The 15,981-nt window shown below is 41.0% G+C and carries 15 protein-coding genes; 1 reads left to right on the top strand and 14 read right to left on the bottom strand.

The features are described 5' to 3' along the window. Positions 1–21 precede the first annotated feature (21 nt). The 12 genes from BM195_RS07280 to BM195_RS07225 all read right to left on the bottom strand — a co-directional run bounded on the left by BM195_RS07280 (position 22) and on the right by BM195_RS07225 (position 11,797). Positions 22–306, bottom strand: coding sequence for a PTS sugar transporter subunit IIB (locus BM195_RS07280; RefSeq protein ID WP_090235878.1), 285 nt, complete (start codon positions 304–306; stop codon positions 22–24). A 1-nt stretch (position 307) separates the two neighbouring features. Continuing rightward, positions 308–793 (bottom strand): PTS sugar transporter subunit IIA, encoded by a 486-nt coding sequence (locus BM195_RS07275; RefSeq protein WP_090235872.1) that lies wholly within the window; start codon positions 791–793, stop codon positions 308–310. Between the two features lie 40 nt (positions 794–833). After that, positions 834–2,891, bottom strand: a complete 2,058-nt coding sequence (locus BM195_RS07270; protein ID WP_090235869.1) for a BglG family transcription antiterminator — start codon at positions 2,889–2,891, stop codon at positions 834–836. A gap of 253 nt (positions 2,892–3,144) precedes the next feature. After that, positions 3,145–3,888 carry a glucose 1-dehydrogenase gene (locus tag BM195_RS07265; protein WP_090235866.1) on the bottom strand — a complete coding sequence of 248 codons (744 nt, stop codon included), beginning with the start codon at positions 3,886–3,888 and terminating at the stop codon, positions 3,145–3,147. A 420-nt stretch (positions 3,889–4,308) separates the two neighbouring features. Beyond that, positions 4,309–5,037, bottom strand: coding sequence for an SIS domain-containing protein (locus BM195_RS07260; protein WP_090235864.1), 729 nt, complete (start codon positions 5,035–5,037; stop codon positions 4,309–4,311). Beyond that, entirely contained in the window at positions 5,034–5,753 is a 720-nt protein-coding gene (locus BM195_RS07255) for a KDGP aldolase (RefSeq protein ID WP_090235862.1), read from the bottom strand. The genes BM195_RS07260 and BM195_RS07255 overlap by 4 nt, the downstream gene beginning before the upstream one ends. 9 nt (positions 5,754–5,762) lie before the next feature. Continuing rightward, positions 5,763–6,491: a creatininase family protein gene (locus BM195_RS07250; RefSeq protein ID WP_090235858.1), complete on the bottom strand. Its 729-nt coding sequence runs from the start codon at positions 6,489–6,491 to the stop codon at positions 5,763–5,765. Positions 6,492–6,513: 22 nt separating this feature from the next. Beyond that, positions 6,514–7,506 carry a phosphotriesterase family protein gene (locus BM195_RS07245; protein WP_090235854.1) on the bottom strand — a complete coding sequence of 331 codons (993 nt, stop codon included), beginning with the start codon at positions 7,504–7,506 and terminating at the stop codon, positions 6,514–6,516. Between the two features lie 77 nt (positions 7,507–7,583). Then, positions 7,584–8,879 (bottom strand): PTS ascorbate transporter subunit IIC, encoded by a 1,296-nt coding sequence (locus tag BM195_RS07240; protein ID WP_090236351.1) that lies wholly within the window; start codon positions 8,877–8,879, stop codon positions 7,584–7,586. A gap of 49 nt (positions 8,880–8,928) precedes the next feature. After that, complete coding sequence (locus BM195_RS07235; RefSeq protein WP_090236348.1) at positions 8,929–9,198, bottom strand: PTS sugar transporter subunit IIB; 270 nt, start codon at positions 9,196–9,198, stop codon at positions 8,929–8,931. A 6-nt stretch (positions 9,199–9,204) separates the two neighbouring features. Beyond that, positions 9,205–9,645 carry a PTS sugar transporter subunit IIA gene (locus tag BM195_RS07230; protein ID WP_090235851.1) on the bottom strand — a complete coding sequence of 147 codons (441 nt, stop codon included), beginning with the start codon at positions 9,643–9,645 and terminating at the stop codon, positions 9,205–9,207. Between the two features lie 28 nt (positions 9,646–9,673). Then, positions 9,674–11,797, bottom strand: a complete 2,124-nt coding sequence (locus BM195_RS07225) for a BglG family transcription antiterminator (RefSeq protein WP_090235847.1) — start codon at positions 11,795–11,797, stop codon at positions 9,674–9,676. A 376-nt stretch (positions 11,798–12,173) separates the two neighbouring features. On the opposite strand from BM195_RS07225, the gene BM195_RS07220 reads away from it, so the two are divergent. Continuing rightward, the gene (locus tag BM195_RS07220; protein ID WP_090235845.1) at positions 12,174–12,980 is read left to right on the top strand and encodes a MurR/RpiR family transcriptional regulator; all 807 of its coding nucleotides are present in this window, start codon (positions 12,174–12,176) and stop codon (positions 12,978–12,980) included. Positions 12,981–13,534: 554 nt separating this feature from the next. Here BM195_RS07220 and BM195_RS07215 read toward each other — a convergent pair. Both BM195_RS07215 and BM195_RS07210 read right to left on the bottom strand, forming a co-directional pair. Further along, positions 13,535–14,221 carry an N-acetylmannosamine-6-phosphate 2-epimerase gene (locus BM195_RS07215; RefSeq protein WP_170848195.1) on the bottom strand — a complete coding sequence of 229 codons (687 nt, stop codon included), beginning with the start codon at positions 14,219–14,221 and terminating at the stop codon, positions 13,535–13,537. A 9-nt stretch (positions 14,222–14,230) separates the two neighbouring features. Further along, complete coding sequence (locus BM195_RS07210) at positions 14,231–15,775, bottom strand: PTS transporter subunit EIIC (protein ID WP_090235841.1); 1,545 nt, start codon at positions 15,773–15,775, stop codon at positions 14,231–14,233. Positions 15,776–15,981: the final 206 nt, after the last annotated feature.

The following is a 15,981-nucleotide window of genomic DNA, read 5'->3' as shown; positions in this document are numbered from 1 at the left end:
TCCTTTAGAAATTCATCGTTTTTACTTTTGAAGTTCTTCTAAGATTTGCTTTTTGGTTTCTTCTGTCCCGATACCTGTCAGGAATGAGCGCGCATTGATGACCGGGAATGGAAACTCTTTCTTAGTCATTGCTGTCGTAACCAATAAGTCAGCAGTGTCTTCGTAACTGCCCACTTCAGATATTTTGATTTGTTTTAAATCAACATCAAGACCATGTTCTTTTGCCATATCCTCAATCGCACCATTTACGACAGTTGACGTTGCAATACCTGCGCCGCACGCTACCAATACTTGTTTCTTTTTCATGTTACTCACCTCCTTTAAGTGCTGCCATGTCCAATTTATCTTCCATCACATGTCTGATTTCTGTTTCATCAGCAGCATTCGTCAAACGATGTAATGTATGCTGATCCTGAAAAACTTGCATTAGCTTCTGCAGCAGTGACAGTTGTGAATGGGTTTCATCCATCGCCAGCAGAAATACAATTTTTACTGGAGTCGTCTCATTCTCATCTCCCATCACGCCGAAATGAACCGTATTTTTTAAAACACCTACACTTATTGTTTTCTGAATGACATGTTCCACATCTGTATGCGGGATGGCAACCGAAACATCTCCCGTTGGCAGGCCGGTTGCAAATTCACTTTCTCTAGTAATAATTGCATGGATGAAGCTTTCCTTCACAAGGTTTTTGTCTGCCAGATTTTGGCCCATTTGGGTTAAAATCTCTTCTTTTGAGTCACCTTCTACGTTTAATAGAATGACAGATTCGTCAAAGTATAATTCACTCATTCCCGGCACCCCTTTATCTAAGCTGTAAAATGCCACCTGGTTAATCAGTCGAATATGATTGTATGATGTCATGAATCTCTTCAGCAGAGGTGGCATATATCATACGATTCCGATCCTTTTCCGAACCGGCAAGTTTCATTAATTGCATTAGTGCATGTAAATGCTGGTGCTTATCTGCCGCAGCAATAACGATAATCAGATGAATGTTGTAGTCTGTTGAAAACTTAACACCCTTCCTTAATCTCAATAGGCTCATCCCAATCTCATTGACCCCATCCTCCGGGGAAGCATGCGGGATCGCCATATTCGGGCCAATAACGATATACGGATCTTCTCGTGAATAGTAAAGCATTGCCTCCACATAAGCTGGTGTGATAACACTGCTTTCAATCAGCGGCTGTGCACTCACCCGGACTGCTTCTTCCCATGAATCAGCATTATTTTGCAAACTAATCGTCCCGGGTGTAATCAGCTGATCTAAATTGACGGTTTTCCTGTCAGGCGTCTGGTGAATGGATAAATCATCATCCCGATTCACATACCATTGCAAGTCTTCTGCTAATCCGCTTTCATTTTCAATTGAAGCATGGCTGCGAATAATCGCCATCAGCTCTTCGACATTCAAGTCATGAGGTAAATACCCATGCAGCTCCAGCATGACTTGTTTTCTGAGACGCTGTCTTTCTTCATATCCAAGAAATGCTTTGGCTATAAACAATTTTTTATCCGTTTCCAAAAAAGTCGGTGCGAATACGATGTCGTAATTCAGTTCGTATTTTAGGAATTCGCGAACAGACAGTGAATCAAGAAAGACAATCTCAGGAAACAATTCGCTTAATTCGTTAAACATCAGTCTGGACACCGATACGCCCTGTGGACAGACAACAATCGCTTTTATCTTCTTCTCAATACTTTCGCCATGCCGTTTCATCCAGCCGCCAATCAGCATGGTAATATAAGTGATTTCATTGTCAGGAATACGGCTTCCAATCAAATCTGCAAGCGGCTTTATTGAACGTTTAACCAAATGATGCAATTCCTTAAATTCATGACTTAACAAATCCTGGGGCGAAATCGTATCCGACAGCTGATATTTAATACGGTAATACGCTGGTTTAACGTGCTGCAGTAATTTATCCAAGAGCTGATTACGATCCTGCAAATAAATACAGGCACTTTTTTCAAACAGTCGCAGCATATTATCGATGGCAGGCATCAGATTGGGAATGACATCCTCTTCCGCCTGGAACTCGGTCGAATAAACATTTGTCGTCAGCAAATGAAGTGTAATGAATAACCGCTCTTCCATTGGGATTGCTTCCGCATTGCAGAATATTTCTTCTGTCGCCTGATATTCCTTCGTATGTGAAAGCTCTTCATATTCAATTGAAAAAAGATTAATGGCATGGCCTTTTTCAATCCTTCTGAGAATCAATATCAGGACATAAGGCATGGTTTCAAGCTTCTCATCCGTAAATTTCAGATTCAGCTTGTTCTCGACATTTTCGATACGGTCATGGTATTCAGCCACTTCACGGTCATCGATTGACGCTAACTCCTTCAATCTTTTTTCCCCATCATGCATAAACATGATCTGATAGGTGATCGTCATGAGCAGTTTGCGAATCTGGAATTCCCTGCCTTCCAGTAAATAGCCGTATTTCCGCGAATACCGGATGCTCAACGTATAATCATCCAGAAATTTCTGGGCTTCTTTTAAATCTTTCAAAGCCGTATTCTTGCTTACATCCAGTTCACTTGTGAAATGATGAAGCGACAGTTCATCTTCACTGCTCAATAGCATAATGATCATAAACCGCATTCGCTGGTCGCTTGTCAGAACCGCAGTTTCCATTGGAGCGGTTTCGTCTTCAGCACCAAGCTTTGTAAAAACGGCCTGATCGATCATAAAATGTCCTTTTCTTGTTCTTTCAATACTCGGAAGGTTTTTACTCATCAGCCAGTCATTAATTTTGTTAATGCTGTAACCAAGCTGCCTGCGTGTTAAGCTGTGTTTTTGTTCCAACAGCATACTTGTGATGCCAGGGTTGCGAATCAATTCATCAAGAATCTTATTATCCCGTTCACTTAGCGGCACCTTGTTTTCCCTCCTTCCGTATTTTTATTTTATCACCATATAAGAACTTGCTGAATACGTTTTCAGCACAAGTGATTGAACATTTAATGTGCAACATTGTGATTTACAAATATCATTCCAGCATATTGACATATCATTCCATTTAAGGTATTTGGTATTTACTGAACTGTATCAATGTGTTACAGACAACAAAAAACCACCCTCGAAGTAAGGATGGTTTTCAATATACATTTTTAACATTATGCGAATGTATTTAATTCGACGCTGTTATACCGCCATCTGCAATAAATTCGGAACCTGTTGAATAACTGGAATCGTCTGATGGTAAGTATACGATCAGTTTAGAGACTTCTTCGGGGTGTGCAGTTCTTTTTATTGGAATCGTTTTCTTCATTTCCTCAACGAGCTCTTCTGAACCTTCCTTTTCAATCATCGGTGTCTGGATAATTCCCGGATGAACCGAGTTGACACGGATTCCATATTCGGCAAATTCCATTGCGGCACTTTTGGTTATCCCGCGAACTGCAAACTTGGAAGAATCATAGGCTGCATTACCCGCCGAACCCCGAAGTCCATTAATGGAAGATACATTGATAATTGAACCATTTCCTGTCTTTCTCATAGACGAAAGGGCTGTTTTTATTCCGAGAAATACACCGACCTGGTTGATGTCAACTACTTTGCGATACATTTCTTCAGAAAGATCCTCAAAATTTTTTGTTACAACGATGCCGGCATTGTTTACAAGTATATTCACGGGGCCAAAAGTTTTTTCTGTTTCATCAGTTACCTGTTTCCATTCATCTGCATTCGTGACATCGTGTTTAACGAATTTTACATTTTCACCAAGTTCATTTGCCAAGCCCTCTCCTTCTTCTATAAGAATATCGGAGAACACAACTCTCGCACCTTCCTCTACAAAATTGCGGACGTGTGAAGCACCCTGTCCACGTGAGCCACCAGTAATGACAGCAACTTTCCCATCCAATTTGCCCATTACTCATTTCCTCTTTATATCCGTTTGTCTATTATTATATACCTAATCTCTATAAATGTAAACGGTTTCATTATCAGACTGAAAGATTCCTGGAGTACTATCGTCATAGTTTTAAAGTGGCGTTTTTAGAGGAGCCAAAAATCAACATAACGTTTTTGCAATATCTTCAGGTTCAGGGGGATGATTTGCATGTTTGATGACACTACCTGCATTGATAGCTGTCCCGCGTACAAAAAATCCGTACGATTCATCCGCTTGATGTAACCATCTGAAAGCAACAAAGACCCATCCCTGCTGGTCTGCATCATTTCATTGTTAAACTAACATATTCTCCATCATCGTCTACGGACCTAAATGTAACTAGACCATATTTTTACTGGTGCGCTCTATTTCATGAAGTGATTTGGTCATCACTTTTTACTACAGCTTAACCCGTTCCTGATATGTTTCGATCAATTTCTGATTATGTTCATCCGCTCCTTCAATATTACCACTGAGGAAAACTGGTGGATCATACCCGACATCTGCCATTTGTTTGATTGATTCAGCCAAAATGGCATTTAAAATGGCCGCACCAATAACCGTTGAGCTTGGAGCAAAATTTACATCAACTTTATTATGTGATAAAAGTGCGTCCCCAACTGGTGCATGATTATTGATAACCAGGTCAACTGCATCATATAAATGTTCACCGCTTGTATGTCGCGATGGTTGACTGGATGAATATTCAATCGATGTGATACCTATGACGTATGCACCGTTCTGTTTGGCCATTATAGCAGAATCAACAGGAACTGGATTTCTTCCCGATGTCGATATGACAAACATGACATCTTCTTCTCGAATATCCTGTTTTTCCATAAAATCCGATGCATAATCATTTTTTCGTTCCAGTGAGGACGAACGGACAGCTCCTTCATGGAGCATTAACGGTTCATGTAAAATAGGATGTATAGGAACTAGGCCGCCTGCCCGATAATAAACTTCTTCCGTTAAAATATGTGAATGGCCGCAGCCGAACAAATGAATGACACCATCGTTTTGAATAGCATCTGATACTTTTTCTGCTGCCTGCTTCATCACATTATGTTCTTCTTTTTCAACGACGCCCAATAAATCGGTTATATGGCTAAAATAATCATGAATCATAATAAACCCTCCACTGTTTTAAAAATTGCCCTTACTTTTTCTGGAATCGTTTTGCCTGTTTCATGATCAACGGCCGAACCAAAAATATGCGGCATAAAAAATTCAATATCGATATCTTTTACACCCGCCATGATCTCGCCAATATTAGTAACGTTAATTCCACCGGCTGGCTCGACCCCACGAATCCCCTTTGCCTGTGCTATTCTGGTTAAATAGACAAGTTCTTCTACATGCTCAGTTCCATGGACTGGCATCATTTTAATACTTTCGATGCCTAAACTGGCAGCAATGTCCATAAATGCTTCAACATCCATCGTACTTCCGGCATTCGCCAACTGGATTTTCCCTACTTCACCTGTTGGCTTTACAAGTGCATTTACCACCTGTTTATCAAGATTCCCCCTATCCAGATAACCCTGTGAATAAGAGGCCGTCTCGAATGGCTGGTTCAGATGACCAGGTTCAGAAGCTACCGCAATACGCAATACTTTCCTCCAGTTGTCTGCATTACCGCCGCCCCCAAGACCGATGCTTACGACATTTGAAACTTTTTTAAGCTCGTTTACTTTATCAACTGCATCGTCGACAGACGTGAAATGATCGGATACAATGCCTGGAACGACATATCCTGAACCTGCCTCCAAAATAGCTGCGGCGTTGTCTGCATCATGTGCGAGAAAATTAAATAAAAACTTATCATGCCATTTTTCCTTCATCCCCTAACCTCACTCCTGTTCACTGTTACTGTTAAAAAAATGCACCATATTTTCCAATGCAATATTGACAATATATTTCCCTTTCTCTTCTGTAGCCAACTTGGCATCACCCAGAACAGCTGATGCTGTAAATTCCTCCCACGGCGTTGGTGTCACATCAGCATCAGCCGGGATATCCGGGATATCTGTTATAGCTTTATCCATATCCACATATTCGGGGGCTAAATAAAGCATATAAGATGTTTCAATTTCACACGCATGAAAGTAGGTATTATGTGATGATTGTGTTTCCCGAACTTCCGCCGCTGCCTTATTCATACCGGGGTAGAAAAAATATAGTACCCGCATATCAGGACACGTTTCATATAACGCACGTGCTGACTCCTTTAAAGCCGTACCATTTCCCAAATGACCATTGACCATTGCAAATGTTGTAAATCCCTGGTGATACAAACTCTTACCTATATCAACCAGGAAACGTATCAATGAATCATTGCGGATATGAATACTTCCGGGAAAGTTTCTCAGGCTCCATACCTGTCCATAAGGAAGAGTCGGAAGCACAAAGCCATTGACGCGTTCTGCCAGTTTCTCGGATAATCGCTCCGCCAGCAGATTATCCGTTCCAAGGGGCAAATGCGGACCATGCGCTTCCACTGCACCAATCGGTAAAATAGCTATTTTGGAATGATCGATTTTTTCTTTTATATCAAATGAATTTTCGTTTTGAAATTGCATACTAGTGCCACCGCCCGTACCATTATTTTTTAAACGTAAAGCAACGTGCCGGGTTCTGCACAAAAAACTTGTCAACCAATTTTTCTCCGTTAAACCCTTTTTGATCAGCCTCTTCAATAAAACGCGGTACCCATTTTACAAGAATGTTTTCCAGGCCGAGACCGTAATCATAATGTTTGTAGTAGCTTTTTCTGGCTGTATCACCACTCACCAATATCTGGTCTTCATAACCTTTCCTGACGAGTTCCAAAATACAATGAATACGAGTGCTTTCTGGGGCATATTTTATTTTGGAAATGCCGTCAAATGAAAGGAATGCCCCTGTTTTTGCTATTTTTTCATGATAGAAAGGATCTGGATTGCGATCCATGTGACCGAAACTCATATATTCCAGGGTTATGCCTTCACTTTTCAGAAGTTCCATTTGTTCCAGCCCCATTGTGCCAGCCTCGGTATGTGAATGAATGGGCGCCTTCGTTTCATGATGTGCTCTTGCTACTGCACGCAATGTCTTTTCTTCCAATGAAGTTATACGGTTATAACCGGTGCCAAATTTCACCTGTCCACCCGGGATGCCTGTACCTTCCAAGCCCTCTTCAACTTCCTTAACGACAAAATCTGCCAACTCGTTAACTGATTTTTCACTGATCCATTCATAGTACGTTTGATAATCCCCGGTAACTTGTTTCAGTCTGTCAGGAATCGCAGCATCCCATAAAAAGCTTTTATTAAATCCAGCTGTACCGATAAACGTAACCCCTGTTTCCTCGGCAATTTCCTTAACTGCTTGTACATCACGGCCATAATCAATGGCGGTTGCATCAACAATGGCTTGTCCGCCCAGATTTTTAAAATCCAGCACATCCCGCTTTGATTTCTCTTTATCATCCAAAAGCAGGTCATTTGCCTGCTGTTCCTCCCAATATGGCGGTCTACACACAATATGTTCATGCGAATATGTGAGTCCCAGCTCATCCGGGCTTATATCACCATGAAACGTTCGGATAAAACGCATGACTGTCACTCCTTTTCATTACAGTTAAATGGAAAAGGAGAAAAGCCGGAAACCCTTCCCCTTTAACATGGACGCACTCAGCCAAACAAGAGCTGTGACAAGAAACGAATAATCGGACCTAGAATAAACATATCCGAGTCCGCAGCCCACATAGCTGTATCAGGGATCGTATCAGGAAGCAGCATTCTGACCATGATATATTGACCCCAAGCGACAACGGTTGCTGTGATGAAGCCACCGATAACAGCACCTCGTGCACCACCTGTTGCATTACCAAACACACCTGCTGTCGCACCATGGAAAAACAACACAATCATTGTCGGCACAAATACATAACCAACTGCATTACCTAAAACAACTAACCAGATTAACCCACCAATGAAGGCTCCCAAAAAGCCTAAAATGACTGCGTTAGGTGCATACGGAAACACGATAGGCGAGTCCAAAGCTGGTTTGGCTCCCGGTACAATTTTCGTTGCAATCCCTTTAAAAGCAGGAACCATTTCACCAATGAACATGCGCACACCTGTTAGTACAACAGCAATACCTGCTGTAAAGGTGAATGATTGAATCAGGGCATACACAATGAAGTTCTGATCTCCAGCTGAGGCAATAAGTTCCTGTGCACCAGGCGTATCCCTGAAGGACACGACAATCGCCCCCGTCATAAACAGGAGACCCATTGTCAATGCTGTGATGACGTTTGAATCACGCAGAAATTCCAAGCCGTTTGGCACCTTAATTTTTTCAGAATCGTTTTCTTTATTGCCCAGCCATTTACCTGCCCAGGCAGAAAGCAGTGAAACCGAAGCAGAGGTATGACCCAGTGCGATATTGTCATTGCCAGTTATCTTACGCATATATGGCTGTACTATGGCCGGCTGGATTGTCCAGTATATCCCCATAATGACAGCCAGGAAGATAACTAGTTGCCAAAATGACACATCGGCTGCCGTCTGAACAATAACGCCTGCGAATATGGTTGTTGTCCAGAACATCATATGACCGGTTAAATAGATATACTTGAATCTCGTAAATCTGGCAATTAGCACATTAAGAATGAAGCCAATTGTCATGGCCAGTGCAACTGCACTGCCATACTCGCCGGTAAATGCTTCTTGCCCCATATATTCGCTGAATGATTCAGATTCCAAGTTGAAAACTTCGGCCCATAATGGTTCAAATACAGTCAATGCAGCCGAAATGATATCGGAACCAGCGGTAATAATCAGAAAACCAATAATAGCTTTAAACGTTCCGCTGATCGTCTGACTGGCACTTTTCTTTTGCACCAGGAGACCAATCAGTACAATGGAACCAATTAAGATGGCCGGACCAAATACGTTAGTGGCAAGCCACATAACGACTTCCATGATCGCATCCATTTTTAATTCCCCCTATTTTTTAATTGGCATTTAATGATCAAGTTTCCATATGGCCGTCAATCGCCTGATTAATCTCATCCATATCAAAATAGTTATTCACAATAACCACTTTTGCATCATGCGCGACTAAGCTTTCTGCCAGTTCATTGCTTGTAATGATATAATCTGCCTGCATACTTGAAGCTGCTGAAACATCTGTATGTTCTACATCTGCCTGAATACCTTTGTCATTAAGCGCTTGTTCCACATTCATTTTCAAAATCAGACTTGTTCCTTGTCCCAAACCGCAAACTGTCAAAACTTTCATCATAGCTCATCGCTCCATTTCAATAATTTTTTGTATATCTGCCAAATTATCAATGTTTATTAAAGCTTCCACATTATTCTTATCATTCAAAAGGCCTGTTAACTTTTTCAGTAAGGTTAAATGCTCATCGCTTGATGCTGCACCTAAACCAAAAACTAGCTGTACCGGGTCATTTGTTTGATGACCGAATTTAACCGGATGCTTTAGCTGTACAAGTGAGACAGAAGCCTCCTTCACGCCATCTTCAGGTCTTGCATGCGGGATGGCAATATAGGGAGCTAATACAAAATATGGACCATTCTCTTTATAAGCATCAATCATCGCGTCAACATATGTTGCTTCAATAGCTCCTTCCTGAAAAAGAACTTTGCCAGCTTCTTCGATAGCATCCTCGGCTGTTTGTGCCTCAGCCCCGATTTTTATCATATTTCTATCCAAAAACTTCATAGAATCCTCACACACCTGCCTTTTCACCCTACGCTTTGAAATGTGTTTGAATCAATTCAATCAGTTCAGTTTGATCACCTGATTGCATGATTTTCTCTTTTGCTGATTTTTTGGAAAACAGCTGTGTCAGTTGAGACAATGCTTTTAAATGCTGTTCATTATCAATTGACGCCAAAACAATAAACAATCGGACAGACTTTCCTCGCAAATTAACGTCATTTTCCAAAAGCAGCATACTCATCCCAGTTCTGATAACCCCATCTTTGGGATTTGCATGTGGCAGTGCAACTTGATCGGAAATAACAATGTACGGCCCTGTGGCTTCAACCATTTGAATCATCTTTTTAACATAATCACTTGTAATAAGTCCCTGATTTAATAGTGGGTAAGCCGCTTCGGAAATAGCTTCTTTCCAGGTTTCCACCCGCTTTTTCACCTTCATTCTGTTTTTCGGCAAAAGTTCAGGTAAATCTGGCTTTTGATTTTCGCTGTCCATTGAAATTGGCGATTGGAAGTAAGTCTTTAACTCATGCTGCAATGTCGCTTCATCCTGTATGGCTGCATAACGCCTGATCATATCCATAACCGTATCAATCGATATCATATTTTGGTATGAACCATTATCAAACAAGCTGTTTACCTTCTTCAGTAATTGTTCTTTATCTTCATTATTCAGTACGGGATCTACGACAAAGACGGGGACACCTCTGTCAGGGAGAACGATCGTTGATACGATAAAATCGGCGGATGCAGCTAAATCTTCTATTTCCTCATATTCTCGCAATGAGGTAACACCGGTAATATCTACATCCGAAAACAATCCTTCCAATTGGCTTTCCAGCAGACGCGATGTTCCTAAACCATTTGTACATACGATTAATAGTTTTTTATGCCTTTGCTCCAGAACGACGCCTTCTTTTCTTAACCATCCGCCAAAATGCATCGTAATAAAAGCGATTTCATTATCATCTACCTTCTGCCCCATTAAATCTTCAACATGGTGAATCACTTTTTTTGTTAAATGAAAAATCTCCGGATAATTGTTTTTCACCGAATCTTTCAGAACATTTTCAATATGGAGGCCATACTTTATCCGGTAATATGTTGGCTTCAGGTGCAATAGGAGATTATGGATCATCCGCTGTTGATCTGGAAAGGCAACAGCTGCATACGTCTGGAAATCATATACCATCTTTTCCACAACCGATGTGAGTTTTTTCATCTCTTGATTTTCCAGTTGTAAATTCAGGCTATAGTTCACTTTTGCGCTCAGTAAATATTTCGTGAAGTAATATATTTCATCGAGTGAGATCGTTGAATGAAAATAATTTGATAAACGGCGACACAATTCCTTGGCACCTTGAAATTCATCTGTTGTGTGAATGACTTCTTTTTCCGCAGGATCAACTTCAACATATTTTCCTTGTTTAACCCGCTGGATAAAAAGATAAAACCATAAGATAAGGTCATTTCGCACATCATCCGTAATTTCAATCTCAACCTGTCTCTCATAATCATTTAGAAATGCTTTGACTTGGTATAAGTCCGCTGTACTAAATATAATGTCATTCCGAAAATCTTCATTTTCGTTCTTGTGGTTCTTTTCTTCTAAATCCTTGACGAAACTGAACCAGGTATCTTTCGGAACAACCTCTGTTAAATACTGAATCAACAGACTTCTGATAACGGTTTCAGTACCGTGGATGTTATAGCCTTTCTTTCTTTCCGACACCAGGCGAAGCTGATTGGTCTCTAGCTCTTTCTTTAGTTTTTTGATATCTTCAATGACGGTGTTTCGGCTGACCCCAAAAAGATCCTGAAAGTTATCCAGAAAATAAAACTGATGCGTTCCAACCAAATAAATATATATCCATGCTTTTCTCTCTGTTTTTGAAAACGCATAATAGGGCAGATCGGAAGTATCCATTGTTTGCAATAGCTCTCTCTTTACAGACGGTTCAAGATACAATCCCTTCCCCCTTACCTGTTTCGGCTGGGATAAGTGCTGTTCTTTCAACCAATCATTGATTTTATCAAGGTCATTGTAAATTGTTCGCCTTGACACATTAAATAGCTCAGCTAGCTTTTCAACAGAAATGTATGAATCTGCTTTTGTCAATTTGTTTAGTACAGCCATACTTCGTTGATCCATCAGATTTCACCGCCGTTGTCCTTTCAAGTAAAAGTTTATTATCTGTCTCCCCTATCTTTACTATACTCTATTAAAATAGCATTTATTAAGACCAAATGGATCACATAATAAAATGCAAAATTGGACTCTCAACCGAATGAGAACATTCATCTTTGGACCTTTCATTAAACAGTCAGGTCCTTTACAATAACGTAGCACCCATGAAAAGATACTTATCTTGACAGTCAAATACTGCAGATAGAATCGACACATGAAATGCAAATTTTGCGAAAGTTAAAGATAAATTCATTTAAGATTTATCTGTTTCATTATCATTCGTCAGGAAGGTTGTTCTCCTATATAATAAACCATAACGATACCAATGGAGGGTCCCCTAATGTACTCAATCCTGGATCAAATACAACTGAAATACCAAACACTGAGCAAAACGGAAAGAAAAGTTGCTGACTATATCGTTAAACATAGTAAGGATTTATTAAATATCCATATTCAGGAACTCGCGGATCAAATCGATGTTTCGGTAGCTGCCATTACCCGTTTCTGCAAAAAAATTGGTGCGGCCAGTTTTGTTGAGTTTAAAATTCTTTTGCGTGATGCTGTCGAACAAAATGATGAAACACATGATGCGATTAATACCGTCAATCAGATTTATGAGTCCGTCATTAAATCAACCAACTCACTTACCCATATCGAGCAATATGAAACAGCCTGTTACTGGATTTTAAATGCCAATCGGGTCCATATTTTCGGCATAGGCAGCTCAGGTTTATCCGCTGAAGAGTTGAAATCACGATTATCGAGAATGGGCTTCCCGGTCGATACGCACACAGATTCACATGCCATGATTATTGCTTCCTCCATTCTCTCATCGGAAGATATTGTCATCGCGATTTCCAGTTCTGGTCAAACAAAAGAAATCATCGATGGCATTGAAATGGCCAAACGAAAAAGTGCAAGCATTATATCCATCACGAGCTATTCAGAAACGCCCCTGGCTCAGAATTCTGATCTCATGTTATACACATCGAGTATAAAACCGCACCAGGTAAAAGGATTCTTGAATAGTCAACTATCAATTTTATATTCTGTGGATGTTCTCAGTATGCTGCTGCTGCACAATAGAAACCTGAAGAATAAACACGCACAAACCCTTCGTGCATTAAATGAATATAAAAAAATTTAGAGGAAGGGACACCATTAAAACGTTTCACTATAAAGGCAAACGATTACAGGGCAGGAATTGCAGCATTTTACTTTTTCAACAGTCACATCCTTATTGATCGTTGATACCGATTGCGAACGCGTGACAATTTGTCTTGGTGCAGCCTCCGCTCATGTTGGGGTGCTGATTGTTGGAAGAAAAGAACGATATTCATTGAGCTTTCTGTCACCTTATGAGAACACGATTCTAAGCTGTAGAAAAATGCGACACGCCTGGGGGAACAGCGCAAGCCGAAGACCCACTTTGCAAAGTGGTTTTCTTGCCAAAGTTAGCTGAGCCTGTGCCCCGGAAAGGGCGTATTTTTCGCAGCGACCCACATGCACTCACCAACAAAAGCATGGAAAAAAGCAAATCTAAGACCAAGTTACTTCTCCGTTTATCGATCATTCGCAATAAATTTTCAAACATCCCTCCAAAGATAAATCCGAACTGTTCCCATCATAGTGGAATCATCGTTCGGATGTATCTTTGGCTAATATCCTATTGTCCCTGCCTCCATTATTCATAACACGAACTCAATCAACTGTATTGACTGCATCTGCAAATGTTTCCGTAATAATCTGCGGACGCGTGATGGCACTGCCTACAACGACAAAATGCGCTCCAAGCTCAAGCGCCCTGGCTGCTTTTGCTGGTGTGTTCAATTTCCCTTCCGCCACAACCGGAACAGAAACTTCTTCCACCAGCTTTTTCAAAATGGCAAAATCATGATCGGCCAGATTGGTTCCTGCTGTTTCTTCAGTATAACCTATCAGCGTTGTCGACACACAGTCAAATCCTAATTGCTCCGCGCTGATCGCTTCTTCAACCGTTGAAACATCGGCCATCAGAGCAACATCCGGTGAATGCGCTTTTACATAGTTGACTAGTTCATCCAACTGTTCATTGTCCGGACGCTTTCGATTCGTCGCATCAATTGCCAGCATATCAATATTTGCATCCAGCAATTCCTTCACTTCCTGCAGCGTTGGTGTTATATAGATGCTGCTATCGTTATAATCCTGTTTAATGATCCCGATAACCGGCAAATCCACCTGCTGTTTAATTTCATTGATATCAGTCCCCGTGTTGGCCCGAATGCCAGCCGCTCCTCCCTGAAAAGCGGCAAGCGCCATCCGCCCCATAATAAACGGGGAATGCAATGGCTCATCTTCCAAAGCCTGACACGATACGACAAGCTGTTTTTCTAGCTGTTTGAATATCTTCATAGTCTAACTATCCCCTAACGCTTCTTCAACCTCATTTTTTATTCCGGTAACTTCCGGTCCGTAGATAACTTGTACACCATTTCCGCTTGCGACGACACCTTTAGCGCCTGTTTTTGTTAAATCATCTTTGTTGACAAGATCTGACTGATGAACACTAACCCGCAAACGCGTTGCACACGCATCCACATCTTTAATATTCTCTTCGCCGCCTAAACCGGCTATAATCGTATTGGCTCGTTCTGTTTTCGTTAACGTAACTTCTTCCATATCATCATCTTCACGTCCGGGTGTATTATAATTGAATTTCTTAATCATAAACCGGAATGTGAAGTAGTACAGGAAGAACCATGGCACACCGATAATCGGCACCATAAACCAGTTCGTTTTATCGGCTCCCTGCAGGACACCGAACAGCATAAAGTCAATAAAACCTCCGGAAAATGTCTGACCGATCGTTATTTCAAAAATATGGGCCAGCATAAACGCCAAACCATCATAAAACGCATGAATCACATACAGTATGGGTGCAATAAACAAGAATGAGAATTCAAGCGGTTCGGTAATACCTGTTAAAAATGACGTTAAACCGGCCGACAGCATCAGACCGAACACTTTCTTCTTATTCTTAGGTTTAGCTGTATGATAAATGGCCAAGGCTGCACCAAGCAGACCAAACATCATCGTGATATGACGTCCGGACATGAAACGAGCTGTCCCAATAAAAAATTGGTCAACGGAACCCGCATTTGCCAATTGCGCAAAGAAAATCCGCTGTGTACCTTCTATCAGTGATCCGTCTATAATCATGGATCCGCCAAGACTGGTTGTCCAAAACGGCAAATAAAAAATGTGGTGCAATCCAAATGGTCCAAGCAACCGCAAAATAAATCCATAAATTAACGTGCCAACATAACCGGTTGCTTCGACAAGGCCACCTAAGGAAAAAATCCCTTCCTGAATGATTGGCCACACGTAAAATAGTACGATACCTAGTATAATTGCTGCAAAAGAAGTCACAATGGGTATAAAGCGTGATCCGCCAAAAAATCCTAAAAATCTCGGCAGTTCAATTTTGTTATAGCGCTGATGCATCCAATAGGCTACCAGCCCTAAAATGACACCGCCAAATACACCTGTTTCCAGTGATTGGATACCTAATGTCATACCTTGTCCGGCTTCAGCGATATTTTCATCCACAAGTTTTCCGGTTATTGTCAGCATGGCGTTAATCGTCGCATGCATCACCAGAAAACCCAATACTGCTGCAAGGCCGGCAGTACCCTTATCCGACCTGGCCAGACCAATCGCTATCCCAACGGCAAAAATGACCGGCAAGTTGGCAAAAACAATATCCCCTGCCGAACTCATAATGGTAAAAATAGCTTGAAGCCAGGCTACATCAAGAATAGGGTATGCTTCTATCGTGGCCTGATTGCTGAAAGCGCCGCCAATACCCAACAATAACCCTGCTGCAGGCAAAACTGCAATCGGTAACATAAATGATTTACCAAATCTTTGCGCCTGCTCAAAAAGAGCTTTTTTCTTCATTTGATTTCACCTCTCTTGTTTTTTGATAACTGTTTACAATTATATATTAATATTGTAAACAGTTTTTATCAAGAGGAATTTCTCCATTCTTATAATGTTAAGTATTTATATGATGGCAGACCTTATAGAAAATATAGAAACATATGCTTTTACACTATATTCCCCAGACCTATCCAACCTATCCAAAAAAGCGTCGCCAAGGACAC

The sequence above is a fragment of the Lentibacillus halodurans genome, from assembly GCF_900112045.1.
Classification (GTDB): domain Bacteria; phylum Bacillota; class Bacilli; order Bacillales; family Amphibacillaceae; genus Lentibacillus; species Lentibacillus halodurans.
The sequence above is the reverse complement of the archived record's forward strand: the minus strand, read 5'-3'. Positions and strand labels throughout refer to the sequence as shown.